Source organism: Burkholderia sp. BCC1988, from assembly GCF_905339895.1.
Taxonomy (GTDB): Bacteria; Pseudomonadota; Gammaproteobacteria; order Burkholderiales; family Burkholderiaceae; genus Burkholderia.
On sequence record NZ_CAJPHA010000003.1, the window covers coordinates 71,909 to 97,635 of the forward strand.

The window sequence follows — 25,727 nt, forward strand, 5'->3', positions numbered from 1 at the left end:
GCGGCACGTGGTGGCGGTCAGCGGCACGCAGCGCACGCGCACGGTCGGCGCGACGCGCTGGCTCGTCTATGCGGGTTCGGTGTTCGCGGGCGCATGGCTCGCGACGCAGCTGTTCTATCTCGTGCAGATCGCCGCGTGGTCGTTCATCAATCCCGGCTCGACCGCGTTCATGCGGACCGACGCATGGTGGCTGTCGCGCGACAAGCCGCCCGCGCAGATCCAGCACCAGTGGGTGCCGTACGACCAGATCTCGCGCAACCTGAAGCGCGCGCTGATCGCGTCGGAGGATTCGACCTTCGCGACCAACAACGGCTACGACGTCGACGCGATCCTGCAGGCATGGGAGAAGAACAAGGCGCGCGGCCGGATCGTCGCGGGCGGTTCGACGATCACCCAGCAGCTCGCGCGCAACCTGTTCCTGTCGCGCGAGAAGAGCTACATCCGCAAGGGGCAGGAGCTGATCATCACGTGGATGCTCGAGACGGTGCTCGACAAGGAGCGGATCTTCGAGATCTACCTGAATTCGGTCGAATGGGGTCGCGGCGTGTACGGCGCCGAGGCCGCCGCCCGTTATTACTACAGGATTCCCGCGAGCCGGCTCGGCGCGTGGCAGTCGGCGCGCCTCGCGGTGATGCTGCCGAAGCCGCGCTGGTTCGACGCGCACCGCGGCTCGGCCTACCAGGCGCAGCGCGCGGCCGTCATTGCCCGCCGGATGGGCGCGGCCGAACTTCCGCAATCGCAGTGAGCGGCGCACCCGCGCCGTCGCATTGTCCGTTCCGTCGCCGGTGCGCCATTGGTGCACTGCAGCGCATTCGTGATGCCCGCATTTCGGGCCGCATCCATTAGACGAATTCGTCTATTTCGCTTTGCTGAGCAATGCCCGCACGCGCGGAATTTTGTTTGTCGATATGGCACGAAATCCGCGTGATTTTTAGTGCTCCGGAGTAAACACGAAAGCAATCGAAAGGCGACTGAAAAGCGACGGTTCGCGAATCGAAGCATTCCTGAAAGGTGTGCACTGCACCGCCCGCCGATCGAATATTTCCAAATTTTTCAAAGCCGACCCGCTCGCGTATATTGGCCGGCGCCTCGGCTTATCGGCCGCAATCGAGGCGGGGGGCGGCTCACCCGGCTGCTCGACACAAAAAAACATTCGAGAGAAGGAAAGCAACGATGCCAGCGAGCAAAGCGAAGCTGTGGTTGGGAGTTGTGTTCTCTTCGCTGATTCTGACGGCCTGCAACGACGACGTGACCCCGTCCTCGGCAGCAGGTACCGACAATTCAGCCGATCCCGCCGCTCAGGTGGACAGGCCGTACAACGATCCCAACAGTTATTCATCGAGCGCGAGCGCGTCGCTCGACGCGTCCGCCGCGGTCGAAAAGGCCGCCGTCACCCATCACCAGATCACGCTGAACGGCAAGACGATTCGCTACACGGCCACCGCCGGCCATCTCGTCGCGCGCAATCCGCAGACGGGCGCGCCCGAAGCCTCGTTCTTCTACATCGCGTACACCGCGGACAACCAGCCCGCGGCGAAGCGGCCCGTCACGTTCCTGTACAACGGCGGCCCCGGTTCCGCATCGGTGTGGCTGCATCTCGGCTCGTTCGGTCCGAAGCGGATCCAGACGGGCGACCCGAACGCGAATGCCTCGACGTTCCCGTTCGTCGACAACGCGGAAAGCCTGCTCGACACGACCGACCTCGTGTTCGTCGATGCGATCGGCACCGGCTTCTCGGAGGCGATCGCGCCGAACACGAACCAGACGTTCTGGGGTGTCGACCAGGACGGCGGCGCGTTCCGCGACTTCGTGACGCGCTACATCGCCGTGAACCGGCGCAACGATTCGCCGAAATACCTGTTCGGCGAGTCGTACGGCACGCCGCGCACCGACGTGCTCGCGAACCTGCTCGAGACCGCCGGCGTGAAGCTCGACGGCATCGTGCTGCAGTCGTCGATCCTGAACTACAACGCGAACTGCGACATGGCGAGCGACTATGTCGGCAACTCGAACAACGGGGCGAGCCCGGTGAGCTGCGCGGGCTTCGTGCCGTCCTACGGCACCGTCGGCGCGTACTACCAGCTCGACAATCCGAACCCGTCGAGCCTGCCGCAGTACGCGGACCAGATGCGCCAGTTGACGGCCGGCAGCTACACGCCCGCCGTGAACGCCTATCTCGCGAGCCACACGCCGCCTCCGCCTGCGCTCGTCACGACGATGGTGAATTCGACCGGCGTGAAGCAGTCGCTTTGGAATGCTGACTTCAACGTGGTCCCGACCTTCTTCGACAACAGCTTCCAGGTGGCGCTGATCCCGGGCACGCTGATCGGCCGCTACGACGCACGCGTGAACGTGTCGTCGTCGAGCCCGCTCGCGGCGGACGGGGACCCGTCGAGCACGTTCATCACGAAGCCGTTCACCGACACGATCGGCAGCTACCTGCCGAACGTGCTGAAGTACAGCGCGCAGTCGGCGTATTCGCTCAGCAGCAATGCGATCGAGACCTGGGACTGGACGCACGACGGCCTCGCGATGCCCGACACGATTCCCGATCTCGCGGCTGCGTTGACGTTGAATCCGTCGCTGAAGGTGCTGTCGCTGAACGGGTATCACGACATCGCGACGCCGTTCTACCAGACCGAGCTCGACCTCGCGCGGCTCGGCACGCAACCGAACCTGACGATCAAGGACTATCAGGGTGGACACATGGTCTATCTCGACGATACGTCGCGTCCGCAGGAGAAAGCCGACCTCGTGACTTTCTACAACGCGGCCGCGCACTGATGCGATGTGCGGGCCTGGCGACGCGCGCCCGCGGCGGCGCCGTTCGCCGGCCGTCGACGACCTCATTCCCGACTGGAGCCTGACATGAAGAAACGTTTCATCGTCGTTGCCGCGGCGCTCGCATGCGCCGGGGTTGCAGCATCCGCATCGGTGTCCGCGTTCGCGCAGGCGAGCGACGCCGCCACCCCGGCGCGCGCGCGCCAGGCGCAGCTCGGCGATCCGTACGTGCCGCCGGCCGCGCGCAAGCCGACCGCCGGCACGCAGACGACGGGCGCCGCGCTGCACGCGCAGGTGGTGCGCAAGCTCGCGCGGCAGTTCGGCGCGGCCGACACGCAGAACACCGGCTCGATCACCGAAGCGCAGGCGCGCGCGGCCGGCCTCGGCTACGTCGCGAACCACTTCCGGCAGATCGACGCGAACGGTAGCGGCCGCGTGTCGTTCTCCGACGTGCAGCGCTACATGCAGGCGCGCAGCACGAACCAGCAGTAAGCGCGCCGCGCGGATAACGGGGGCGGGACCCGCAACGTGTCGGGTTCCGCCCCCGTGCGCATGGCGCGGCGGTTCCGCGCCGAATGCCGCGGCTTCCGTCGCTTTTCTCATTATCTGGACAACGCACTCAAATATTGGAGGCGAGTGCGTGCGCTCCTACAATCCGAAGCACATCGACAGCTTCGGACCCACGCATCGCGCGGCGCCCGACGCACACGGAGACACCTTCCATGACGTTCGCCGGGCGCTTTCCTCGGTGCATCGACCGCCGCGTTGCCGCTACGCCGGGCTTCGTTCCGGCCTCGCGACAGCGGCTAGACCGATTCCGCTGAAGAAGCCCGTTCCATGACCAAGATGCCCGATACCCTTGCTCTCGACGCCCGGCGCGCGACGCCGGACGATGCGCCGCTGACCGACAGCATCGGCGCGACCAGCACGCCGCTCGACCTCGCCGCGCAGCAGGCCGGCACGCAGACGCTGCTGCGCGGCCTCGCGATCCTCGAAGCGATCGCGAACGGCGCGCGCGACATGCGTGCGATCGGCACCGCGCTCGGCACGACGCGCAGCACGACGCACCGTCTCGTCAGCAGCCTCGTGCAGGCGCGCTACCTGCGCCAGGTGCAGGGCGGCTACCTGCTCGGCCCGAAGCTGATCGAACTCGGCACGATCGCGCTCGAGCAGATGCCGCTCACGGCGGTTGCACGGCCGCACCTCGAGGCGCTCGCCGAAGCGACGCTCGACACGATCCACCTCGGCGTGCGCGACGGCGACGACGTGCTGTACATCGACAAGATTCCCGGCACGCGCGGCCTCGAGATGCGTTCGCGCGTCGGCCACCGGATGCCGCTCGCGTCGACCGGCATCGGCAAGGCGATGATGCTCGACCTCGATCCGGACCGGTGGCGCTCGCTGTTCGAAGCCGCGCGGCGCGCGCTGGCCGGCGTCAATTTCAAGCCGGACAACCGGCCCGAGACGAGCGCGTTCCTGCAGCGCATGGCGCATTACGCGGCCGGTGGCTACACGTTCGACCTCGAGGAAAACGAAGCGTCGATCCGCTGCGTGGCCGCGCCGATCCGCGACGCGTCGGGCGCGATCGTCGCCGCCGTATCGGTCGCGAGCACGATCCCGTACATGCCGCACGACCGGATGGACGAACTGATTCCGCTCGTGCAGCGCGAAGCGCGAGCCATTTCCGCGGAACTGGGCTGGAGCCCGCCGCAGGGTACCCGCAGGATCAAACGATGACCCATTCGACCCGGACCGCTCCGGACGCCAACTCCGCCGCCCCGTCGCTGATCGCGCTCGACTGGGGCACGACGTCGCTGCGCGCGTATCTGTTCGACGCGCACGGCGCGCTGCTCGACACGCGCAGCCGCGCGGCAGGCGTGATGCACGTGCCGGCCGGCGGCGCGCGTGCCTTCGACGTCGTGTTCGAGGAAGCGTGCGGCGACTGGCTCGACCGCGCGCCGGGCGTGCCGGTGCTGGCGGCCGGGATGGTCGGCAGCGCGCAGGGCTGGCGCGAGGCGCCGTACGTCGCGGTGCCGGCCGGCGCCGACGCGCTCGTCGCGGGGCTCGTCACGGTGACGACGGCGCGCGGCACGACTGTGTCGATCGTGCCGGGCGTGATCGCGACGGGCGAATTGCCCGACGTGATGCGCGGCGAAGAAACGCAGATATTCGGCGCACTCGCGAACGATCCCATGCTTGATGCCGATCGTTCAGGGGTACTGATCGGCTTGCCGGGCACGCATGCGAAGTGGGCATGGGTGAAGGGCGGGCTCATCGAGCGCTTCCAGACCTTCATGACGGGCGAGCTGTTCGCGGCGCTGCGCGATCACACGATCCTCGGCCGCACGATGCGCGCGAGCGCGTCGCCCGACCGCGCGGCGTTCGCGCGCGGTGTCGCGGTGGCCCGCGGCGCGCAGCGCGCGGGGCTGCTCGCGACGATCTTCAGCACGCGCACGCTCGGCCTGACCGACCGGCTCGCGCCCGATGCGCAGGGCGACTATCTGTCCGGGCTGCTGATCGGCCATGAGCTGAACGCGCTCGACGCGATGCTCGCGGAGCGCGGTGTCGCGCTCGCGAACCAGCCGCTGCTGCTGATCGGCGACGACGGATTGTGCGCGCGCTACGTCGACGCGCTGAGCGTATTCGGCTGCACGCATGCACGCGTCGTCGCACAGGCGACCGAGCGCGGCTTGTGGTGGATCGCGTCGCGTGCCGGACTCGTGCGCGCGGACGGCGAACCCGTCTGCGCCGACCAATGAACCGATTGAAGAGGAACCGCCAATGTCGTCCGACCTTACGCTGCCCGCGCCGTACACGCCGCACGCCGCGCTGATGCGCGCGTTCGACGCGTGCCCGCTGATCGCGATCATGCGCGGCATCGCGCCCGCGGACGCTGTCGACCACGGCCTTGCGCTGCATGAAGCCGGCTTCCGGATCGTCGAGGTGCCGCTCAACTCGCCCGATCCGTTCGGCAGCATCGCGGCGCTGCGCCGCGCGCTGCCCGACGACATGATCGTCGGCGCGGGCACCGTGCTGCGCGCCGAATTCGTCGACCGCGTGCAGGACGCGGGCGGCACGCTGATCGTGATGCCGCACAGCGACGCGGCGGTGATCCGCCGCGCGCGCGAGCGCGGGCTCGCGAGCGCACCGGGCGTCGCGACGCCGACCGAGGCGTTCGCCGCGCTCGCGAACGGCGCCGACGTGCTGAAGATGTTCCCGGCCGAGCAGCTCGGCGTGCCCGTCGTGAAGGCGTGGCGCGCGGTGATCGACCGCGCGGTGCCGCTGCTTCCGGTCGGCGGGATTACGCCGGACAACATGCAGCCGTTCCTCGCGGCAGGCGCCAACGGCTTCGGCCTGGGTTCGGCGCTGTACCGGCCCGGCCAGTCGGCGGACACGACCGCGGCGAACGCACGCGCGTTCCAGGCCGGCCTGCGCGCGGCGCGCGGCGGAGCCGCATGATGGAACGCCTCGCGGGCAAGGTCGCGATGGTGACGGGCGCGGGCCGCGGGATCGGCGCCGCGATCGCGCAGGCGTTCGCACGCGAGGGCGCAGCCGTCGCGCTCGTCGACCTCGACTTCGCGCAGGCGCAGCGCACGGCCGCGGCGCTCGCCGACGACATCGACGGCGCGCGCGTGCTGGCGCTGCATGCGGACGTCGCGCGGCAGGACTCGGTACGCGACGCACTCGCGCAGACCGAAGCGGCTTTCGGCCCGCTCGACGTGCTGGTGAACAACGCGGGCATCAACGTGTTCGCCGATCCGCTGACGATGACGGACGACGACTGGCGCCGCTGCTTCGCGGTCGACCTCGACGGCGTGTGGCACGGCTGCCGCGCGGCGCTGCCGGGCATGGTCGAGCGCGGCCGCGGCAGCATCGTCAACATCGCGTCGACGCATGCGTTCCGGATCATCCCGGGCTGCTTTCCGTACCCGGTCGCGAAGCACGGCGTGCTGGGCCTCACGCGTGCGCTCGGCATCGAATACGCGGCGCGCAACGTGCGCGTGAACGCGATCGCGCCCGGCTACATCGAGACGCAGCTCACGCGCGACTGGTGGGATGCGCAGGCCGACCCGGCCGCGGCGCGCGCCGAGACGCTCGCGCTGCAGCCGATGAAGCGGATCGGCAAACCGGAGGAAGTCGCGATGACGGCCGTGTTCCTCGCGTCCGACGAGGCGCCGTTCATCAATGCCGCGTGCATCACCGTCGACGGCGGGCGCGCGGCGCTGTACCACGACTGACGCAACGATTCGACAGACCGCACGTGCGACGGCCGCGCGCACGCTGCGTCGAAACCAACAAGCGGCTGCATTCCGTTCGATGAAGACAAGGAGACACTGGAGATGAAACGCAGAACGTTCGTAACGCTGGCCGCCGCGGCCGCGGTGGTGATGGGAAGCCCGGTTGCGCACGCGGCCGACCCGGTCAAGATCGGCTTCCTCGTGAAGCAGCCGGAAGAGCCGTGGTTCCAGGACGAATGGAAGTTCGCCGAGATCGCGGCGAAGGACAAGGGCTTCACGCTCGTGAAGATCGGCGCGCCGTCGGGCGAGAAGGTGATGAGCGCGATCGACAACCTGTCCGCGCAGAAGGCGCAGGGCTTCATCATCTGCACGCCCGACGTGAAGCTCGGGCCGGGCATCGTCGCGAAGGCGAAGTCGCACAACCTGAAGATGATGACGGTCGACGACCGCCTCGTCGACGGCGCGGGCAAGCCGATCGAGGCGGTGCCGCACATGGGGATCTCCGCGTACAACATCGGCAAGCAGGTCGGCGACGGCATCGCGGCCGAGATCAAGAAGCGCGGCTGGAACATGAAGGAGGTCGGCGCGATCGACATCACCTACGAGCAGCTGCCGACCGCGCACGACCGCACGAGCGGCGCGACCGATGCGCTGGTGGCCGCGGGCTTTCCGAAGGCGAACGTGATCGCGGCGCCGCAGGCGAAGACCGATACCGAGAACGCGTTCAACGCGGCGAACATCGCGCTCACCAAGAACCCGCAGTTCAAGCACTGGGTCGCCTACGGCCTGAACGACGAGGCCGTGCTCGGCGCGGTGCGCGCGGCCGAAGGGCGCGGCTTCAAGGCGGACAACATGATCGGCATCGGCATCGGCGGTTCCGATTCGGCGTTGAACGAGTTCAAGAAGCCGCAGCCGACGGGCTTCTACGGCACCGTGATCATCAGCCCGAAGCGCCACGGCGAGGAAACCTCCGAGCTGATGTACACGTGGATCACGCAGGGCAAGGCGCCGGCGCCGCTCACGCTGACCACCGGCATGCTCGCGACGCGCGACAACGTGTCGAAGGTGCGCGAGGAGATGGGGCTTGCCTCGAAGTAAGCGGCACGCCGGCCGCCGCGGCGATGCGGCGGCCGGCGATCGATGGATCTGCAAGTGGGGAGACGACGTGTCAGCGGCACTGCGTTTTGACAATATCGGCAAGGTATTTCCCGGCGTGCGCGCACTCGACGGCATCTCGTTCGACGTGCACGCGGGCGAGGTGCATGGCCTGATGGGCGAGAACGGCGCGGGCAAGTCGACGCTGCTGAAGATTCTCGGCGGCGAATACCAGCCCGATGCGGGCAGCGTGCTGGTCGACGGCCAGCCCGTGCATTTCTCGAGTGCGGCCGCGTCGATCGCGGCCGGCATCGCGGTGATTCACCAGGAACTGCAGTACGTGCCGGACCTGACGGTCGCGGAGAACCTGCTGCTCGGCCGCCTGCCCAATGCGCTCGGCTGGGTGAGGACGGGCGAGGCGAAGCGCCACGTGCGCGAGCGGCTCGCGGCGATGGGCGTCGATCTCGATCCGGACGCGAAGCTCGGCCGGCTGTCGATCGCGCAGCGGCAGATGGTCGAGATCTGCAAGGCGCTGATGCGCAATGCGCGCGTGATCGCGCTCGACGAGCCGACGAGCTCGCTGTCGCATCGCGAGACCGAGGTGCTGTTCAAGCTCGTCGACGACCTGCGCGCGCAGGGCCGCGCGCTGATCTACATCTCGCACCGGATGGACGAGATCTACCGGCTGTGCGATGCGTGCACGATCTTTCGCGACGGGCGCAAGATCGCGTCGCACGAATCGCTCGCCGACGTGCCGCGCGAGCGGCTGGTCGCCGAGATGGTCGGGCGCGAAATTTCGGATATCTACCATTACGCGCCGCGCGCGCTCGGCGACGTGCGGTTGTCGGCCGAAGGCGTCGATGGTCCGGCGCTGCGCGAACCCGCGAGCTTCTCGGTGCGCGCGGGCGAGATCGTCGGGTTCTTCGGCCTCGTCGGCGCGGGACGCAGCGAACTGATGCGGCTCGTGTACGGCGCCGACCGCCGGCGCGCGGGCACGCTGACGCTCGACGGCCGGCGTATCGACGTGAAGCGCACCGGCGACGCGATCCGTCACGGCATCGTGCTGTGTCCGGAAGACCGCAAGGAGGAAGGGATCATCGCGATGGCGTCGGTCGCGGAGAACATCAACATCAGCTGCCGCCGTCATTCGCTGCGCGCGGGCCTGTTCATCGACCGCAAGACCGAAAGCGAAACGGCCGACCGCTTCATCCAGCGGCTGAAGATCAAGACGCCGAACCGGCGGCAGAAGATCCGCTTCCTGTCGGGCGGCAACCAGCAGAAGGCGATCCTGTCGCGCTGGCTCGCGGAGCCCGACCTGAAGGTCGTGATCCTCGACGAGCCGACGCGCGGCATCGACGTCGGTGCGAAGCACGAGATCTACGACGTGATCTACCGGCTCGCGGAGCGCGGCTGCGCGATCGTGATGGTGTCGTCGGAGCTGCCGGAAGTGCTCGGCGTGTCCGACCGCATCGTCGTGATGCGCGAAGGGCGGATCGCGGGCGAGCTGCCGCGCGAACGGGCGAACGAGCATGCGGTGCTGAGCCTCGCGCTGCCGCAGACGAGCGTCGTCGAGGCGGCTGACGCAGTGTGAGGTCGCCGCGGGCGACGCAGGACATTCGAATCGATCACGCGCGGCGCGGGCCGCGCGATGCAGGAGCAGGAGACACAACCATGCAAGTCAGGGAAAACCTCGCCAGCGCAGCCGTGAAGCCGTCGGCCGACGCGCTGGTTCCACAGCAGAGCGACCGCCAGAAGTGGTGGCAGCACCTCACCGAATACAGCCTCATCGCGATCTTCGCGGTGATGTTCTTGACGATGTCGCTGACGGTCGATCACTTCTTCTCGATCGACAACATGCTCGGCCTCGCGCTGTCGATCTCGCAGATCGGGATGGTCGCGTGCACGATGATGTTCTGTCTGGCCTCGCGCGACTTCGACCTGTCGATCGGCTCGACCGTCGCGTTCTCGGGCGTGCTGTGCGCGATGGTGCTGAACGCGACCGACAACACGTTCGTCGCGATCGTCGCGGCGGTCGCGGCAGGCGCCGCGATCGGCTTCGTGAACGGCGCGGTGATCGCGTACCTGCGCATCAACGCGCTGATCACGACGCTCGCGACGATGGAAATCGTGCGCGGGCTCGGCTTCATCGTGTCGAAGGGGCAGGCGGTCGGCGTGTCGTCGGATACCTTCATCGCGCTCGGCGGCCTCACGCTCTTCGGCGTGTCGCTGCCGATCTGGGTCACGCTGCTGTGCTTCATCGTGTTCGGCGTGCTGCTGAACCAGACCGTGTACGGCCGCAACACGCTCGCGATCGGCGGCAACCCCGAGGCGTCGCGTCTCGCGGGGATCAACGTCGAACGCACGCGCGTGTACATCTTCCTGATCCAGGGCGCGGTGACGGCGCTCGCCGGCGTGATCCTCGCGTCGCGCATCACGTCGGGCCAGCCGAACGCCGCGCAGGGCTTCGAGCTGAACGTGATCTCCGCGTGCGTGCTCGGCGGCGTGTCGCTGATGGGCGGCCGCGCGACGATCTCGGGCGTCGTGATCGGCGTGCTGATCATGGGCACCGTCGAGAACGTGATGAACCTGCTGAACATCGACGCGTTCTACCAGTACCTGGTGCGCGGCGCGATCCTGCTCGCGGCCGTGCTGCTCGACCAGCTGAAGAACCGCGGCGTACGCGACTGACCGATTCCACGGAGACGATTCGCATGACCATCGAAACTTCCGCGCCGGATCCGCGCGCCGCGAGCGACGCGCACTATGCGCGCTACCCGAGCCTCGAGGATCGCGCGGTGCTGATCACGGGCGGCGCGACCGGCATCGGCGCGGCGTTCGTCGAGCACTTCGCGCGGCAGGGCGCGCGCGTGGCGTTCGTCGATCTCGACGCACAGGCGGGCCAGGCGCTCGCGGAAAGCCTCGCGCAGGCGCCGGACGTGCGCCACGCGCCGCTGTTCCTGCCGTGCGACCTGACCGACGTCGACGCGTTGCGCCATGCGATCGACACGATCCGGGCACGGATCGGCGCGATCGCGGTGCTCGTGAACAACGCGGCGAACGACACGCGCCACGCGATCGGCGACGTGACGCCCGCGTCGTTCGACGCGGGCATCGCGGTGAACCTGCGCCACCAGTTCTTCGCCGCGCAGGCGGTGATCGACGACATGAAGCAGCGCGGCGGCGGCGCGATCATCAACCTCGGCTCGATCAGCTGGATGCTGAAGAACGGCGGTTATCCCGTCTACGTGATGGCGAAGGCGGCCGTGCAGGGCCTCACCCGCGGGCTCGCGCGCGATCTCGGCCCGTTCGGGATCCGCGTGAATTCGCTGGTGCCCGGCTGGGTGATGACCGACAAGCAGCGCAGGCTGTGGCTCGACGACGCGGGCCGGGCGGCGATCAAGGCCGGCCAGTGCATCGACGCCGAGCTGCTGCCGGACGATCTCGCCCGGATGGCGCTGTTTCTCGCGGCCGACGACAGCCGGATGATCACCGCGCAGGACGTGGTGGTCGACGGCGGCTGGGCCTGATTGCCGATGTCCGTGTTCGCGCGGCACCGCGCGACGATCCGTATCGCTTCATCGACGAAGCAAAGGAGTTCACCATGACCGCCACGTCCTCGCGCGCAGCGTCGTCGTCCACGAGCCAGTCGCGCCGTGCGCGCCTGGCTGCCGCCGCGCAGCCGGTCAGCGCCGGCCCGCAGACCGCCACGTTCGCGCAGGGCGTCGGCGCCGCGCATGCGGCGGCCGTCACGCTGTCGAACGCGGCGCTGCGGCTCGACGTGCTGCCCCACCTCGGCGGCGGCATCGCGCGCTTCGACTGGCGCGGCGACCACGGTGCGCTGGTGCCGGTGTTCCGACGCTGCGAACACCCGGAGACGGCGACGGACCCGAACGCACTCGCGTGCTATCCGCTGCTGCCGTATTCGAACCGGATCGGCAACGGCCGCTTCGAATGCGACGGGCGCAGCGTCGCGGTGCCGCGCAACCGCCGCGACGAGCCGCTGCCGATCCACGGCGACGGCTGGCTCGCGCCGTGGCAGGTGGACGACGCGACCGACACCACGCTGCAGCTGTCGCTCGATCGCGCGAGCGGCGCGCCGTACGCGTTTCGTGCGATCCAGTCGTTCGCGCTCGACGACACGACGCTGTCGATCGCGCTGACGATCGAAAACGCGGGGCGCGCGCGGCTGCCGTTCGGGCTCGGCTTGCACCCGTTCCTGGTGCGCGACGACGCGACCGAGCTGGCCGCGGCCGCGGGCGGCCTGTGGCTGTCGGGCGCGGATTTCCTGCCGGTGCGGCACGTGTGCGTGCCGCCGGCCTGGCAGTTCGGCGTCGCGTATCCGTTGCCGGCGACGCTCGTCAATCATGCGTTCACCGGCTGGGGCGGCCACGCGACGGTGAGCTGGCCGCACCGCGGGCTGTTGCTGACGATCGCGGCCGACGCCGATGCGTACGTGCTCTATACGCCGCCCGGCGAGCCGTTCTTCTGCTTCGAGCCGGTCGATCATCCGATCAATGCGGTGAACCTGCCGGGCGGCGCGGCCGCGCACGGGATGACGCTGCTCGCGCCGGGCGAGCGGCTCACGCGGCGTTTCGCGTTCACCGTCGAGCGGGCCGATGCACGGGTCGACGCCGCCGTGCGCGAAGGCCGCCGGCGACGCGGGTAAAATACGCGGTCTATCAACGGTTTGCCGCGAGTATCCGCCATGTCTTCCCCGCTTACTTTCATCGAATCGCTGCGCGCCGCGTGGCAGCGCACGAATTCGCTGCTGTGCGTCGGCCTCGATCCCGAGCCGTCGCGTTTTCCCGTGCAGTTCGACGGCCAGCCCGACGCGATCTTCGAGTTCTGCCGGCAGATCGTCGACGCGACCGCGCAGTACGCGAGCGCGTTCAAGCCGCAGATCGCGTACTTCGCCGCGCATCGCGCGGAAGATCAGCTCGAGCGGCTGATCGCGCACATCCACCTCCAGCACCCGGGCCTGCCCGTGATCCTCGACGCGAAGCGCGGCGACATCGGCAGCACCGCCGAGCAGTACGCGCGCGAAGCGTTCGAGCGCTATCGCGCGGACGCGGTCACCGTGAACCCGTACATGGGCTACGACTCGGTCGAGCCGTACTTCGAGCATGAAGGCAAGGGCGTGATCGTGCTGTGCCGCACGTCGAACCCGGGCGGGTCGGACCTGCAGTTCCTCGAAACGGGTGGCCGGCCGCTGTACCAGGTCGTGGCCGACCTCGCGGCGAACAAGTGGAATGCGAAGAACGGCCAGCTCGGCCTCGTGGTCGGCGCGACGTTCCCGAAGGAGATCGAGATCGTGCGCGGGATCGTCGGCGACATGCCGCTCCTGATCCCCGGCATCGGCGCGCAGGGCGGCGACGTGCAGGCGACCGTCAACGCGGGCCGCACCGCCGACGGCACCGGGATGATGATCAACTCGTCGCGCGCGATCCTGTACGCGAGCAAGGGCGAGGATTTCGCCGAAGCCGCCGCGCTCGCCGCGCAGAAGACGCGCGATACGATCAACGCGCATCGCTGAAATATCGCTGAGCCACAGGCCGCCCGCCCGGGCGGCCTTTCAATGCCGAACCCGCATCCGCGGGCCGCGCGCCTGCCTCGCGTGTTTGCCGTCCTGGCGCACGCGAACAACTTCCCGTCGCTTGCGCACCGCATGCCCGCGCCACAATCGCGCGATGCTGCCGCTTGTCATCGATCCGTCACCAGAATGTCATAAAAGGAGCGGCGCCATGCCCAAGCTGTCCCGACGTCTTCTGACCGCGCTTGCCGCGTCGTTGTGCATGTCGTTCGCCCACGCGGCGGACCTGTCGCACTGGCCGGCGGACAGCGCGAAGGCGCTGAACGCGATGATCGCCGCGCACGCGAACCGCGGCGACTACGCGGTGTTCGACGCCGACAACACCACCTATCGCTACGACCTCGAGGAGTCGCTGCTGCCGTATCTCGAGAACCGCGGCGTGCTGGCGCGCGACTCGCTCGATCCGTCGCTGAAGCTGATCCCGTTCAAGGATTCGGCCGACTACAAGGAGTCGCTGACGAGCTACTACTACCGGCTCTGCGAGATCGACGACCTGGTCTGCTACCCGTGGATCGCGCAGGCGTTCGCGGGGCTGTCGCTGGCCGACCTGAAGCGCCACGTCGACGCGATGCTCGCCGACGGCAAGCCGGTGCCGATCCGCTACTGGCAGGGCGACAAGGTCGTCGACGGCACCGCGAACCCGCCGCGCTTCTTCCGCGGCATGCAGGAGCTGTACAACGCGCTGCGCGAGAACGGGATCGAGGTGTACGTGATGACCGCCGCGCACGAGGAGCTCGCGCGGCTCGTGCTGTCCGATCCGAAATACGGCTACAACGTGAAGCCGCAGAACGTGATCGGCGTGACGACGCTGCTGCGCGACCCGGCGACGGGCGCGCTGACCACGTCGCGGCTGCAGATCAAGGCCGGCAAGTACGACGAGGCCGCGAACCGCAACCTCGTGATCACGCCGTTCCTGATGAACCCGATGACGTGGTACGAAGGCAAGCTCGGCTCGATCGCCGGCTGGATCGACCAGTGGAAGAAGCCGGTGCTCGTCGCGGGCGACACGCCGAAATCCGACGGCTACATGCTGCTGAACGCGACCGACGTCGCGCGCGGCGGCGTGCGCGTCTGGGTGAACAAGAAGGACAAGCAGATGGCGCAGATCCGCGCATGGTCGGACGAATCGGCCGCGCAGCAGAAGGCGCTCGGCCTGCCGGTCACGGCGGACAGGAACTGGATCGTCGTGAAGCCCGACGCGATTCAGTAAGCGAGCAGGGGTGCCGGCCGCCCCTGCCGTTGCGCGGGGGAATCAGCCTTCGCGTTCGTCGAGCAGCTTCAGCAGCCCGCGCAGCGCATGCGCGGCCGCCTGCGTGCGGATCTGTTCGCGATCGCCCTTGAACACGAGCGTTTCGACGTCGGTATGCAGCCGGTTGCTCCATGCGAACGACACGGTGCCGACCGGCTTCTTCTCGCTGCCGCCCGCCGGGCCGGCGATGCCGGTGACCGACAGCGCGACCTGCGCGCGGCTGTTGCGCAGCGCGCCCTCGGCCATCGCGCGCGCGACCGGTTCGCTGACGGCGCCGTGTTTCTCGATCAGGTCGGGCGGCACGCCGATCATCTCGATCTTGGCCTGGTTCGAGTAGGTGACGAAGCCGCGCTCGAACCACTGGCTGCTGCCGGAGATGTCGGTGATCGCGGCGGCGATCATGCCGCCCGTGCAGGATTCGGCGGTGGCGAGCGACAGGTGCTCGTCACGCAGCTTGTTGCCTGCGCGGATCGCAAGCTGATGGACGACGGAATCGGTTGGCATGCGCGTCGGGAAACGGGAGTCGGGAAATCGGTCAGCCGACGACGGAGCGCCAGAAGGCGATCACGAGCAGCGTCATGAACGCGGCGATCAGGTCGTCGACCATGATGCCGAGCCCGCCTTTCACGCGACGGTCGAAATAGCGGATCGGCGGCGGCTTGAGCATGTCGAAGCAGCGGAACACGACGAACGCCCACAACTGGCCGATGAAGGTCGCGGGCGTGACGAACAGCATCACGAGCCAGATCGCGACGATCTCGTCCCAGACGACGGCGCCCGGATCGCTCGTGCCCATCCTGCGTGCGGTGAAACCGGTGACCCACGTGCCCGCCGCGAAACCGACCGCGATCAGCGCCCACCATTCGGGCACCGTCAGGTAGCGGTTGAGCACGACGAACGCGAGCCAGCCGAACAGCGTGCCGAACGTGCCGGGCATGAACGGCGCGAGCCCGCTGCCGAAGCCGAGCGACACGATGTGCGCCGGGTGCGACAGCATGAAGCGCGCGGTGGCGCGCCGCGGCGCGTTCCGGGCGGCGCCGGGCGCGGCCGCGGATTGCGCGGTCGTCGGGTCAGTCTGCATGGAAGTGGTCGAAACCGTGCAACGTGAGAGTCAGGGGCGCGCCGGCGGCGTCGCGCCACGCGATCGCGGGCTGCTCCGACGGCGAGGACAACGCATGTATTGTACCGACTCGCGTGACCGGAACCCCGGCGCTCGCGCCCGCTGCCTCGATCGCCGCGCGGGCCGCGGCCGGCGCGGTGAAGCACAGCTCGTAGTCGTCGCCGCCGGCCAGCGTGCAGCGTCGCTGCACGTCGGGCGGCAGCGTCGCGAGCGCGGCCGAGCGCGGCACCGCGTCGGCGTCGATCTCGGCGCGCACGTTCGAGCGGGTCAGGATGTGCCGCAGGTCGCCGGCGAGGCCGTCCGAGATGTCGAGCGCCGCATGCGCGACGCCCGCGAGCGCGAGCCCGAGCGCAATGCGCGGCTCCGGGCGCTCGAGTGCTTGCCGGAACGCGGCGGCTTCGGCCGCGCCGGCGCTCCATTCGCCGCGCGCGAGCCCGAGCCCCGCGCGCGCGTCGCCGAGCGTGCCGGACACCCAGACGTCGTCGCCGTCGCGCGCGGCGTCGCGCCGCAGCGCCGCATCCGGCGCGACTTCGCCGAACACGGTCACGCACAGGTTCAGCGGCCCGCTCGTCGTGTCGCCGCCGATCAGCTCGCAGCCGAACCGCTCGGCGAGCGCGAACAGGCCGTTGCTGAACGCCTCGAGCCACGCCGCGTCGGCGCGCGGCAGCGCGCACGCGAGCGTGAACGCGCGCGGCTCGGCGCCCATCGCCGCGAGATCCGACAGGTTGACCGCGAGCGTCTTGTGGCCGAGCGCGTCGGGCGCGACATCGGGGAAGAAATGACGGCCCTCGACCAGCATGTCCGTCGAAATGGCCAGCAATTTTCCGGATCGCGGCGCGATCAGCGCGCAATCGTCACCGATGCCGAGCGTCGACGCACGCGCCCCCCGGGCCGCGCGGCGCGCGAAGAAGCGATCGATCAGCGAAAACTCGGACAGGGCGGCTGGCACGGCGGAGGAACCCGGAAGCGGTGAAAGGAATGGCATTGTACGCAGTGAGCGGTGCCGTTCCTGCACCGTTCAGTACATTTATGTCGCGGCTGTCGCACCCGAATCGCCGGTCTGACGGCCTTCGATTGGCGCTACAATGCCGTCGAACAGTCATTCTAATCCGCCCGCCACGAGACACATGTCGACCCAAGCCTCCTCCAAAGCCAAGCTCCGCGAAGCCGCTCTCGACTATCACGAATTCCCGACGCCGGGGAAGATCGCGATCGCACCGACCAAGCAGATGATCAACCAGCGCGACCTCGCGCTCGCGTATTCGCCGGGTGTCGCGTATGCGTGCGAGGAGATCGTCGAGAACCCGCTGAACGCCGCGCGCTTCACCGCGCGCAGCAACCTGGTCGGCGTCGTCACGAACGGCACGGCGGTGCTGGGGCTCGGCAACATCGGCCCGCTCGCGTCGAAGCCGGTGATGGAAGGCAAGGCGGTACTGTTCAAGAAGTTCGCCGGCATCGACGTGTTCGACATCGAGCTGAACGAGTCGGACCCGCACAAGCTGGTCGACGTGATCGCCGCGCTGGAGCCGACCTTCGGCGGGATCAACCTGGAAGACATCAAGGCGCCGGACTGCTTCATCGTCGAGCGCGAAGCGCGCAAGCGGATGAAGATCCCGGTGTTCCACGACGACCAGCACGGCACCGCGATCGTCGTGGCCGCGGCCGTCACGAACGGCCTGAAGGTCGTCGGCAAGGACATCAAGAAGGTGAAGCTCGTCGCGTCGGGCGCGGGCGCGGCCGCGCTGGCGTGCCTGGACCTGCTGGTCGACATCGGCCTGCCGCTCGAGAACATCACGGTGACCGACCTGGCCGGCGTGGTCTACAAGGGCCGCACCGAGCTGATGGATCCGGACAAGGAGCGTTTCGCCCGCGAAACCGAAGCCCGCACGCTGGCCGAGGTGATCGACGGCGCGGACATCTTCCTCGGCCTGTCGGCCGCCGGCGTGCTGAAGCAGGAGATGGTGAAGGGCATGGCCGAGCGCCCGCTGATCCTCGCGCTCGCGAACCCGACGCCGGAAATCCTGCCGGAACTGGCGCTCGAAGTGCGCCCCGACGCGATTCTCGCGACCGGCCGCACCGACTACCCGAACCAGGTCAACAACGTCCTGTGCTTCCCGTTCATCTTCCGCGGCGCGCTCGACGTCGGCGCGACGACGATCACGCGTGAAATGGAAATCGCGGCCGTCAACGCGATCGCCGAACTCGCGCAGCACGAGCAGAGCGACATCGTCGCGACCGCCTACGGGATCCAGGACCTGTCGTTCGGGCCCGAATACCTGATTCCGAAGCCGTTCGATCCGCGCCTGATCGTCAAGATCGCGCCGGCCGTCGCGCAGGCCGCGATGGACGGCGGCGTCGCGACGCGCCCGATCGAGGACATGGAAGCGTACAAGCAGCACCTGCAGCAATTCGTATATCACAGCGGCACGACGATGAAGCCGATCTTCCAGCTCGCGCGCAGCGCGCCGGCGGAGAAGAAGCGCGTCGTGTTCGCGGAAGGCGAGGAAGAGCGCGTGCTGCGCGCCGTCCAGATCATCGTCGACGAGAAACTCGCGAAGCCGATCCTGATCGGTCGTCCGTCGGTGATCGAGCACCGTATCCAGCGTTACGGCCTGCGCCTCACGCCGGGCACCGACTTCACGGTCGTCAACACCGAGCACGACGAGCGCTACCGCGATTTCTGGCAGACGTACCACAAGATGATGGCGCGCAAGGGCATCAGCGAGCAGCTGGCCCGTGTCGAGATGCGCCGCCGCACGACGCTGATCGGCTCGATGCTGGTGAAGAAGGGCGAAGCGGACGGGATGATCTGCGGCACTATCAGTACCACGCACCGCCACCTGCACTTCATCGACCAGGTGATCGGCAAGCGCCCGGGCTGCAGCGTGTACGCGGCGATGAACGGCCTCGTGCTGCCGGGCCGCCAGATCTTCCTGGTCGACACGCACGTGAACGTGGATCCGACCCCGGAGCAACTCGCCGAGATCACGATCATGGCTGCCGAGGAAGTGCGCCGCTTTGGCATCGAACCGAAGGTCGCGCTGCTGTCGCACTCCAACTTCGGCACGAGCAACGCGCCTTCGGCGCAGAAGATGCGCGATACGCTCGCGATCCTGCAAGAACGTGCGCCGGAATTGAAGGTCGACGGCGAAATGCACGGCGACGTCGCGCTCGACGCGGCGCTGCGCAAGGAAATCCTGCCGGAATCGACGCTGGAAGGCGACGCGAACCTGCTGATCCTGCCGAACATCGATGCCGCGAACATCGCGTACAACCTGCTGAAGACGGCGGCCGGCAACAACATCGCGATCGGGCCGATCCTGCTGGGCGCGGCCCAGCCGGTGCACGTGCTGACCGAATCGGCGACCGTTCGCCGCATCGTCAACATGGCGGCGCTGCTGGTCGCCGACGTGAACGCCGCACGCTGAGCGGAATGAACGCGCGGCGTCGGTCGAACCGCTGCCGCGCGGCGGGCGAAATTGTAAACAAAAGCAAAAAGAGGCGTGCCCGCAATGGGCACGCCGCGGGCAGGGCGCAAGCGCGCTTCCCATAAGCAACAGCGGCATCTCTCCACCCAGGTTAGCGGGCGTGGCAAGGAGGCAGGTCTTGCCATGCGAGAGATGCCGCGGATATTTTATCTCACGTAAGATAAATGTAGTCTTGTTTCGGTAAAAAATGCGCGATTCGGGGCGGAGCCAGCCTTTCGGTTCCCAAACGAACATTGATTCGCGCGGACAATAGCGCTACGCTAACGCCTTTGGTTGGTCGTCAACTACTTGATTTAACAGCGGGAACCCTGGTTCATGGCACGCAAGTGGCTCCGCAACGGCGCGCTCGCGTCCGTCTTCGCGATGTTCGCGATGGGTATCGTCGGTACACCGACGGGCAGTCTGGTTTCCGCCGCTTACGCACGGCAGGCCGTTTCGGCCGACCTGGCCGTCGGCGGGGTCGATACGATCCCGACCGCCCGTCTGCCGCGCGAGGCCGTGACCACGCTTGGCCTGATCGGCGCCGGTGGCCCCTATCCGTACGAGAAGGACGGCGTCGTCTTCGGCAACCGCGAGCGGATCCTGCCGAAGGCGAAGCGCGGCTACTACCACGAGTACACGGTGCCGACGCCGCGCGCGCGCAATCGCGGCGCGCGCCGGATCGTCTGTGGCGGGCCATTGCGCCGGATCGACAACTGTTATTACACGGACGACCACTACAACAGTTTTAAACGTATTGTTGAATGACTTCGGGATGAACGGCATGAGCGACTCCATCTACGCGCACGATACGGCGGCGGCGGAACTGTTCGCGGCCGGCGACGGCAACCTGTTTCAGCGCGTGATCCAACTTCACGCGGCGGCACAGGCTGGCGTCGCGGCGGAGCAGCAGGAAGCCGAGCCCGGGCTTTCATCGAACGAGGAGCCTATGAGCCTTTTCACGACCGTGCGACCCAATCTCGTGCAGTCGATCCGCGCGTTCCGCGTGCAGGATCTCGCCGACGAAGCCGGCCGGCTCGGCCAGCATTTCCTGTACGCATATTGCGGTGCCGCGCAGTCGAAGCAGGAAGTGATGGAGACGATCGCGACGTCGTTCCTGTTTCCGAAGCATTTCGGCAAGAACTACGACGCGCTGTACGACTGCCTGACCGACCTCGTCGCGAAGGCCGGCGCGCAGCCCGGTTTCGTGATCGTTCTCGAAGGGTTGCCGATCGCGCAGAAATTCGACAAGGAAGGGCGCGAGACGCTGCTCGACGTGTTCCGCGAAGCCGCCGAGTTCTGGGCCGAGCGCAAGGTCGCGTTCCGCGTGTTCTATTCGTTCGCGTAAAGCGCGGATCCGCTGGCCGCCCGAGCGCGGCCGATTCGGCAAAAAGCCCGCATCGCGCGGGCTTTTTTGCGTCTGCGTTCCGGCCGATGGGCGCCGGGAAGTCACGCGCGGCGTCGGTCCGAACGTGCATCAGGCATCGGGCCGGCGTCGGTCATTTCGGGCGCATGCCACGCCGGCCGCGCCCCGACGCATCACCATCCGCCCCAGCGCGCGGCCAGCGCCGCCAGCACGGCCGCGCCGGCCGTCTCGGTGCGCAGCACGCGCGGGCCGAGCGACAACGCGGTGAACCCGTGCGCGCGGGCCGCGTGTTCCTCGTCCGGCGACAGCCCGCCTTCGGGCCCGATCAGCAGCGTGACGGCCGCCGCGGGCGGCGCGTCGGGCAGCGACGCAAACGGGATGCTCGCGCGCGGCGACAGCAGCAACCGCAGCTCGCCGTCGGCCGGCGTGGCCGGCAGCGCATCGAGCCACGCGCCGAAGCCGCGTACCGGCGCGACGTCGGGCACGCGGTTGCGCCCGCATTGTTCGCACGATGCGCGCACGACGCCGCGCCAGTGCGCAACGCGCTTGTCCGCGCGCTCGCCGGACAGTTTCACGACGCCGCGCGCCGTCGACAGCGGCACGACCGCCGCGACGCCAAGCTCGACGGCCTTCTCGATCACCCAGTCCATCTTGTCGCCGCCGGCGATGCCTTGCGCCAGCGTCACGCGATAGGGCGGCTCGGCCTCGGCCGGATCGAACGCTTCGAGCTGCGCGAGCGCGCCGCGCTTGTCGATCTCGACGAGCCGCGCGCGGTACTGGCCGCCGCTGCCGTCGAACAGCGCGAGCGCGTCGCCGGGCTGCAGCCGCAGCACTTGCGCGTGCCGCGCGACGTCGGCCGGCAACGCGAGCGTCGTATCGGCGCGCAGCGCCGCTTCGACGAAGAAACGCGGCACGGCCGCGGTGGTGGTGGCTTCACTCATGCGTATCGCGGCTCCGTTCATGCAGCCAGGCGGCGCGCGAGCGCCCAGCGGTAGCCGTCGAGATCCTCGATCTGGGCGAAGCGGTCGCCCCAGAACTGATCTTGCGGCGAGGTCAGCGATTGCGCGCCCGCGTCGAGCGCGCGCTGCCAGGTTGCGTCGACGTCGTCGACATACAGGTAGAAAGACTGCGGAGCGGTTGCGTGCGCACTCTTCGGCGTGAGCGCGATCGAGCCGAAGGCGCCTTCGGGCGCGAACATCACGATCAGCTGCCCGCGGTAGGTCATCTCGACGTGCATGATCGCGCCGTCCTCGTCGAGGACGTCGCGCAATTCGAAGCCGAAAGCGGCCTTGAAGAACTCGATGGTCGCGTGCGCATTGCGCACGGCCAGGTAAGGCGTCAACCAAGGCACGTTGGCCGGACGTGGATCGGTCATGAAATCTCCTGTCGAACGGGGTTGGCCCTTGAGCGGTGACTCCGGTCCCATGCTTTGCAGTCCAACGGATATTGGCGCGCGGGTGCCCGGGGCGGCACCGCGCCGTGCAGAGGATACGCAGGCGGGCCGCCTGCGTCGCGCCGGGCACGCGCGTGGCGGGTCGGGCGCGGCAGAAAGCGTGGCCCGCCCGCGAAGCGATGCTCCGCCGGGCAGCTCAGCGACGAACGCCCAGTGTATCGCGCAGCGCGCGCGGCAGGGCAAAGAGGGCCGCATGGAGTCGCGCGTCGTAGTAGCGCAAGCCCTGCACGCGGCGTGCGGCGAGCCGTTCGTCGATGTCGTGCGCGAACAGCGCGGCCGCGTCGAGCGTGTCGCTCGCGATCGCCATCAGCCACTGGGATCCGTACAGCGGCACGTGCGCGGACAGCGGATCGACGACCGCGAAGCTCGCGCGCAGATCGTCGAGCAGCGCGGCGATGCGCGCCGTGTGGAACACCGGCGAGCCGAGATGCATCGAGATCGCGCCGCACGGCGTGAGGATCCGCTTGAGCCGCGCGTAGAACTCGCGCGTATAGAGGCCGGCTGCCGGCGAGTCGGGCGGCGTGAGGTCGAACACGACGAGATCGAAATGCTCGACGGTCGACGCGACGAAATGCGCGGCGTCGCCGATCACGATCGCGACGCGCGGGTCGTCGAGCGCGCCCTGGTGCACGTCGTCGAGATAGCGGCGCGCCATGCCGACCACCTCGTCGTCGAGCTCCGCGACGACGATCCGCTCGATGCACGCGTGCTTGAGCAGCTGGCGCGCGGCGCCGCCGTCGCCCCCGCCGAGCACGAGCGCCTTCCTCGGGCACGGATGCGCGAGCGCGGCCGGGTGCGTCATGCACTCGTGGTACACGTATTCGTCGCCGACCGACGTCATCGGCCGGCCGTCCAGCGTGAACAGGCGGCCGAGCTGCGGGGTTTCCCAGACCTCGATGTGCTGGTGCGGCGACGCGACGTGCGCGAGCCGGCGTGCGTTCGGGAAGCCGTACGCGACGTCGGGCGTGGGATGGAAGAGAAGGGTCGTGTTCACGGGCGGGCCGCTCGGGCAGACAGTTCCGACGTCTGAATTATAGGAGGCGGGCGGTTTGGCGGAAAACCGTGCCGGAACACTACGCGCCGACAAGGGAAATGTCAGCCCATCTGTTAAAATGACGAGCTTTGCAGCCCCGTCCGTAGGCTCCGTCCGCTTCGCGTCCGTCAGGCGCCGCACTGCGCGCCGGGAACGATTGACGCTCGAGCTTCCGGATGCCGCCGTGCCCCCGTTTCCTCGACTCGTTCTCCGGACTCGACATGACGACTTCGTCTCCCGCCTCCACCACCCTGATGGCCAATGCGATCCGTGCGCTCGCGATGGACGCCGTCCAGCAAGCGAACTCCGGCCACCCCGGCATGCCGATGGGCATGGCCGAAATCGGCGTCGCGCTCTGGTCGCGCCACCTGAAGCACAACCCGACGAACCCGCACTGGGCGGACCGCGACCGCTTCGTGCTGTCGAACGGCCATGGCTCGATGCTGCTGTACTCGCTGCTGCACCTGACCGGCTACGACTTGCCGATGGAAGAACTGAAGAACTTCCGCCAGCTGCACTCGAAGACGCCGGGCCACCCGGAATACGGCATCACGCCGGGCGTCGAGACGACCACCGGCCCGCTCGGCCAGGGTCTCGCGAACGCGGTCGGCATGGCGCTCGGCGAAGCGCTGATGGCCGACGAGTTCAACCGTGACGGCGCGAAGATCGTCGATCACCACACGTACGTGTTCCTCGGCGACGGCTGCCTGATGGAAGGCATCTCGCACGAAGCCTGCTCGCTCGCGGGCACGCTGAAGCTGAACAAGCTGATCGCGCTGTACGACGACAACGGCATCTCGATCGACGGCGACGTCGTGAACTGGTTCCACGACGACACGCCGAAGCGCTTCGAAGCGTACGGCTGGAACGTGATCCCGAACGTGAACGGCCATGACGTCGACGCGGTCGACGCGGCGATCGCGAAGGCGAAGCTGTCTGACAAGCCGACGCTGATCTGCTGCAAGACGGTGATCGGCAAGGGCGCGGCGACCAAGGCGGGCGGCCACGACGTGCACGGCGCGGCGCTCGGCGCGGAAGAAATCGCGAAGACGCGCGCGGCGCTCGGCTGGACCTGGGAGCCGTTCGTGATTCCGCAGGAAGTCTACGCAGCGTGGGACGCGAAGGAAGCCGGCAAGCGCGCCGAAACCGAATGGGACGCGACGTTCGCCGCCTATCGCGCGAAGTTCCCGGCAGAAGCCGCCGAATTCGAGCGCCGGATGGCCAACAAGCTGCCGGCCGACTGGGCCGAGAAGGCTGCGGCGATCATCGCCGGTGCGAACGAGCGCGCCGAGACGGTCGCGACCCGCAAGGCGTCGCAGCAGGCGATCGAAGGGCTCGCCGCCGCACTGCCGGAGCTGCTCGGCGGCTCGGCCGACCTGACCGGCTCGAACCTGACCAACTGGAAGGCATCGAAGGCGGTGCGCGCGAATCCGGAAGGCGCGGGCGTGCTGCTCGGCAACCACATCAACTACGGCGTGCGCGAATTCGGCATGAGCGCCGCGATCAACGGCCTCGCGCTGCACGGCGGCCACAAGCCGTTCGGCGGCACGTTCCTGACGTTCTCCGACTACAGCCGCAACGCGCTGCGCGTCGCGTCGCTGATGAAGGTCCCGTCGATCTTCGTGTTCACGCACGACTCGATCGGCCTCGGCGAAGACGGCCCGACGCACCAGTCGATCGAGCACGTGTCGAGCCTGCGCCTGATCCCGAACCATGACGTCTGGCGTCCGGCCGACACGGTCGAGACGGCCGTCGCGTGGACCCACGCGGTCGCTGCCGACCGTCCGTCGAGCCTGATCTTCAGCCGCCAGAACCTCGCGTTCAACCCGCGCACCGACGCGCAGATCGCCAACATCGAGAAGGGCGGTTACGTGCTGAAGGACTGGGACGAAGAGATCGTCGCGCGCAAGATCATCCTGATCGCGACGGGCTCGGAAGTCGAACTCGCGATGAAGGCCGTCGAGCCGCTCGCGCAGCAGGGCATCGCGGCCCGCGTCGTGTCGATGCCGTCGACCAACGTGTTCGACCGCCAGGACGCCGAATACCGCGAACGCGTGCTGCCGCACGGCGTGCGCCGCGTCGCGATCGAAGCGGGCGTGACCGCGTTCTGGCACAAGTACGTCGGCCTCGAAGGCGGCGTCGTCGGGATCGACACGTTCGGCGAATCGGCGCCGGCCGGCGTGCTGTTCAAGTACTTCGGCTTCACCGTCGAGCACGTCGTCGAGACCGCCAAGGCCGTGCTGGCCTAAAAGCATTCGCGACGCGCGCCACACCTCGCGCGCGTCGCACCGTGAAGCTGCACGAAACGAATTTTTTCAGCCATCAGGAGATAGAC

General features: G+C 68.3%; 24 protein-coding genes. 18 read left to right on the plus strand and 6 right to left on the minus strand.

From position 1 onward, the window contains the following. Positions 1 to 7 precede the first annotated feature (7 nt). From mtgA to U4012_RS05305, 14 genes are all read left to right on the plus strand, one after another. Positions 8 to 745 carry a monofunctional biosynthetic peptidoglycan transglycosylase gene (gene mtgA, locus U4012_RS05240; protein ID WP_321796749.1) on the plus strand — a complete coding sequence of 246 codons (738 nt, stop codon included), beginning with the start codon at positions 8 to 10 and terminating at the stop codon, positions 743 to 745. Positions 746 to 1,173: 428 nt separating this feature from the next. Next, positions 1,174 to 2,784: a S10 family serine carboxypeptidase-like protein gene (locus tag U4012_RS05245; protein WP_321796751.1), complete on the plus strand. Its 1,611-nt coding sequence runs from the start codon at positions 1,174 to 1,176 to the stop codon at positions 2,782 to 2,784. A gap of 84 nt (positions 2,785 to 2,868) precedes the next feature. Next, a complete protein-coding gene (locus U4012_RS05250; protein ID WP_044844191.1) occupies positions 2,869 to 3,273 on the plus strand; it encodes a hypothetical protein in 405 nt (134 codons plus the stop codon). Between the two features lie 345 nt (positions 3,274 to 3,618). Next, complete coding sequence (locus tag U4012_RS05255) at positions 3,619 to 4,518, plus strand: IclR family transcriptional regulator (protein ID WP_321796754.1); 900 nt, start codon at positions 3,619 to 3,621, stop codon at positions 4,516 to 4,518. Then, positions 4,515 to 5,540, plus strand: coding sequence for a 2-dehydro-3-deoxygalactonokinase (locus U4012_RS05260; protein ID WP_321796756.1), 1,026 nt, complete (start codon positions 4,515 to 4,517; stop codon positions 5,538 to 5,540). The genes U4012_RS05255 and U4012_RS05260 overlap by 4 nt, the downstream gene beginning before the upstream one ends. Before the next feature lie 22 nt (positions 5,541 to 5,562). Further along, the gene (locus tag U4012_RS05265) at positions 5,563 to 6,240 is read left to right on the plus strand and encodes a 2-dehydro-3-deoxy-6-phosphogalactonate aldolase (RefSeq protein ID WP_321796758.1); all 678 of its coding nucleotides are present in this window, start codon (positions 5,563 to 5,565) and stop codon (positions 6,238 to 6,240) included. Next, positions 6,240 to 7,019, plus strand: coding sequence for an SDR family oxidoreductase (locus U4012_RS05270; protein WP_321797086.1), 780 nt, complete (start codon positions 6,240 to 6,242; stop codon positions 7,017 to 7,019). The genes U4012_RS05265 and U4012_RS05270 overlap by 1 nt, the downstream gene beginning before the upstream one ends. Positions 7,020 to 7,121: 102 nt before the next feature. After that, on the plus strand, positions 7,122 to 8,117 hold the full coding sequence (locus U4012_RS05275) for an arabinose ABC transporter substrate-binding protein (protein ID WP_257768646.1): 996 nt from the start codon (positions 7,122 to 7,124) through the stop codon (positions 8,115 to 8,117). A 67-nt stretch (positions 8,118 to 8,184) separates the two neighbouring features. After that, positions 8,185 to 9,705 carry an L-arabinose ABC transporter ATP-binding protein AraG gene (araG, locus tag U4012_RS05280; RefSeq protein WP_321796761.1) on the plus strand — a complete coding sequence of 507 codons (1,521 nt, stop codon included), beginning with the start codon at positions 8,185 to 8,187 and terminating at the stop codon, positions 9,703 to 9,705. A gap of 80 nt (positions 9,706 to 9,785) precedes the next feature. Continuing rightward, positions 9,786 to 10,802: an L-arabinose ABC transporter permease AraH gene (gene araH, locus U4012_RS05285; RefSeq protein WP_044844185.1), complete on the plus strand. Its 1,017-nt coding sequence runs from the start codon at positions 9,786 to 9,788 to the stop codon at positions 10,800 to 10,802. A gap of 23 nt (positions 10,803 to 10,825) precedes the next feature. Then, positions 10,826 to 11,641, plus strand: coding sequence for an SDR family oxidoreductase (locus U4012_RS05290; protein ID WP_321796764.1), 816 nt, complete (start codon positions 10,826 to 10,828; stop codon positions 11,639 to 11,641). 74 nt (positions 11,642 to 11,715) lie between these two features. Continuing rightward, positions 11,716 to 12,780, plus strand: a complete 1,065-nt coding sequence (locus tag U4012_RS05295; protein WP_321796766.1) for an aldose 1-epimerase — start codon at positions 11,716 to 11,718, stop codon at positions 12,778 to 12,780. Positions 12,781 to 12,819: 39 nt separating this feature from the next. Further along, a complete protein-coding gene (pyrF, locus tag U4012_RS05300; protein ID WP_044844182.1) occupies positions 12,820 to 13,647 on the plus strand; it encodes an orotidine-5'-phosphate decarboxylase in 828 nt (275 codons plus the stop codon). Positions 13,648 to 13,855: 208 nt separating this feature from the next. Then, entirely contained in the window at positions 13,856 to 14,914 is a 1,059-nt protein-coding gene (locus U4012_RS05305; protein ID WP_321796768.1) for a haloacid dehalogenase-like hydrolase, read from the plus strand. Positions 14,915 to 14,956: 42 nt separating this feature from the next. Here the strand turns inward: U4012_RS05305 and U4012_RS05310 are convergent, their stop codons facing one another. Genes U4012_RS05310 through thiL form a run of 3 tightly spaced genes read right to left on the minus strand, consistent with a single transcriptional unit; the run spans position 14,957 to position 17,058 of the window. Then, on the minus strand, positions 14,957 to 15,457 hold the full coding sequence (locus U4012_RS05310; RefSeq protein WP_044844180.1) for a CinA family protein: 501 nt from the start codon (positions 15,455 to 15,457) through the stop codon (positions 14,957 to 14,959). Positions 15,458 to 15,488: 31 nt separating this feature from the next. Continuing rightward, positions 15,489 to 16,034: a phosphatidylglycerophosphatase A gene (locus U4012_RS05315; protein ID WP_044844179.1), complete on the minus strand. Its 546-nt coding sequence runs from the start codon at positions 16,032 to 16,034 to the stop codon at positions 15,489 to 15,491. Continuing rightward, positions 16,024 to 17,058, minus strand: a complete 1,035-nt coding sequence (gene thiL, locus U4012_RS05320; protein WP_321796771.1) for a thiamine-phosphate kinase — start codon at positions 17,056 to 17,058, stop codon at positions 16,024 to 16,026. The genes U4012_RS05315 and thiL overlap by 11 nt, the downstream gene beginning before the upstream one ends. A gap of 100 nt (positions 17,059 to 17,158) precedes the next feature. Here thiL and U4012_RS05325 point away from each other — a divergent pair, with 100 nt between their 5' ends. The 3 genes from U4012_RS05325 to U4012_RS05335 all read left to right on the plus strand — a co-directional run bounded on the left by U4012_RS05325 (position 17,159) and on the right by U4012_RS05335 (position 20,888). After that, positions 17,159 to 19,501 carry an NADP-dependent malic enzyme gene (locus U4012_RS05325; RefSeq protein ID WP_311766318.1) on the plus strand — a complete coding sequence of 781 codons (2,343 nt, stop codon included), beginning with the start codon at positions 17,159 to 17,161 and terminating at the stop codon, positions 19,499 to 19,501. Between the two features lie 375 nt (positions 19,502 to 19,876). Beyond that, entirely contained in the window at positions 19,877 to 20,308 is a 432-nt protein-coding gene (locus U4012_RS05330) for a ribonuclease (RefSeq protein ID WP_006760307.1), read from the plus strand. A 16-nt stretch (positions 20,309 to 20,324) separates the two neighbouring features. Further along, positions 20,325 to 20,888, plus strand: coding sequence for a barstar family protein (locus U4012_RS05335; protein ID WP_044844247.1), 564 nt, complete (start codon positions 20,325 to 20,327; stop codon positions 20,886 to 20,888). A gap of 191 nt (positions 20,889 to 21,079) precedes the next feature. Here the strand turns inward: U4012_RS05335 and U4012_RS05340 are convergent, their stop codons facing one another. The 3 genes from U4012_RS05340 to speE all read right to left on the minus strand — a co-directional run bounded on the left by U4012_RS05340 (position 21,080) and on the right by speE (position 23,353). Next, a complete protein-coding gene (locus U4012_RS05340; RefSeq protein WP_321796776.1) occupies positions 21,080 to 21,847 on the minus strand; it encodes a 16S rRNA (uracil(1498)-N(3))-methyltransferase in 768 nt (255 codons plus the stop codon). A 17-nt stretch (positions 21,848 to 21,864) separates the two neighbouring features. Further along, positions 21,865 to 22,281: a VOC family protein gene (locus tag U4012_RS05345; protein ID WP_044844175.1), complete on the minus strand. Its 417-nt coding sequence runs from the start codon at positions 22,279 to 22,281 to the stop codon at positions 21,865 to 21,867. A gap of 214 nt (positions 22,282 to 22,495) precedes the next feature. Further along, on the minus strand, positions 22,496 to 23,353 hold the full coding sequence (speE, locus tag U4012_RS05350) for a polyamine aminopropyltransferase (RefSeq protein WP_044844174.1): 858 nt from the start codon (positions 23,351 to 23,353) through the stop codon (positions 22,496 to 22,498). 215 nt (positions 23,354 to 23,568) lie between these two features. Here speE and tkt point away from each other — a divergent pair, with 215 nt between their 5' ends. Next, positions 23,569 to 25,641, plus strand: coding sequence for a transketolase (gene tkt, locus U4012_RS05355; protein WP_044844173.1), 2,073 nt, complete (start codon positions 23,569 to 23,571; stop codon positions 25,639 to 25,641). Positions 25,642 to 25,727: the final 86 nt, after the last annotated feature.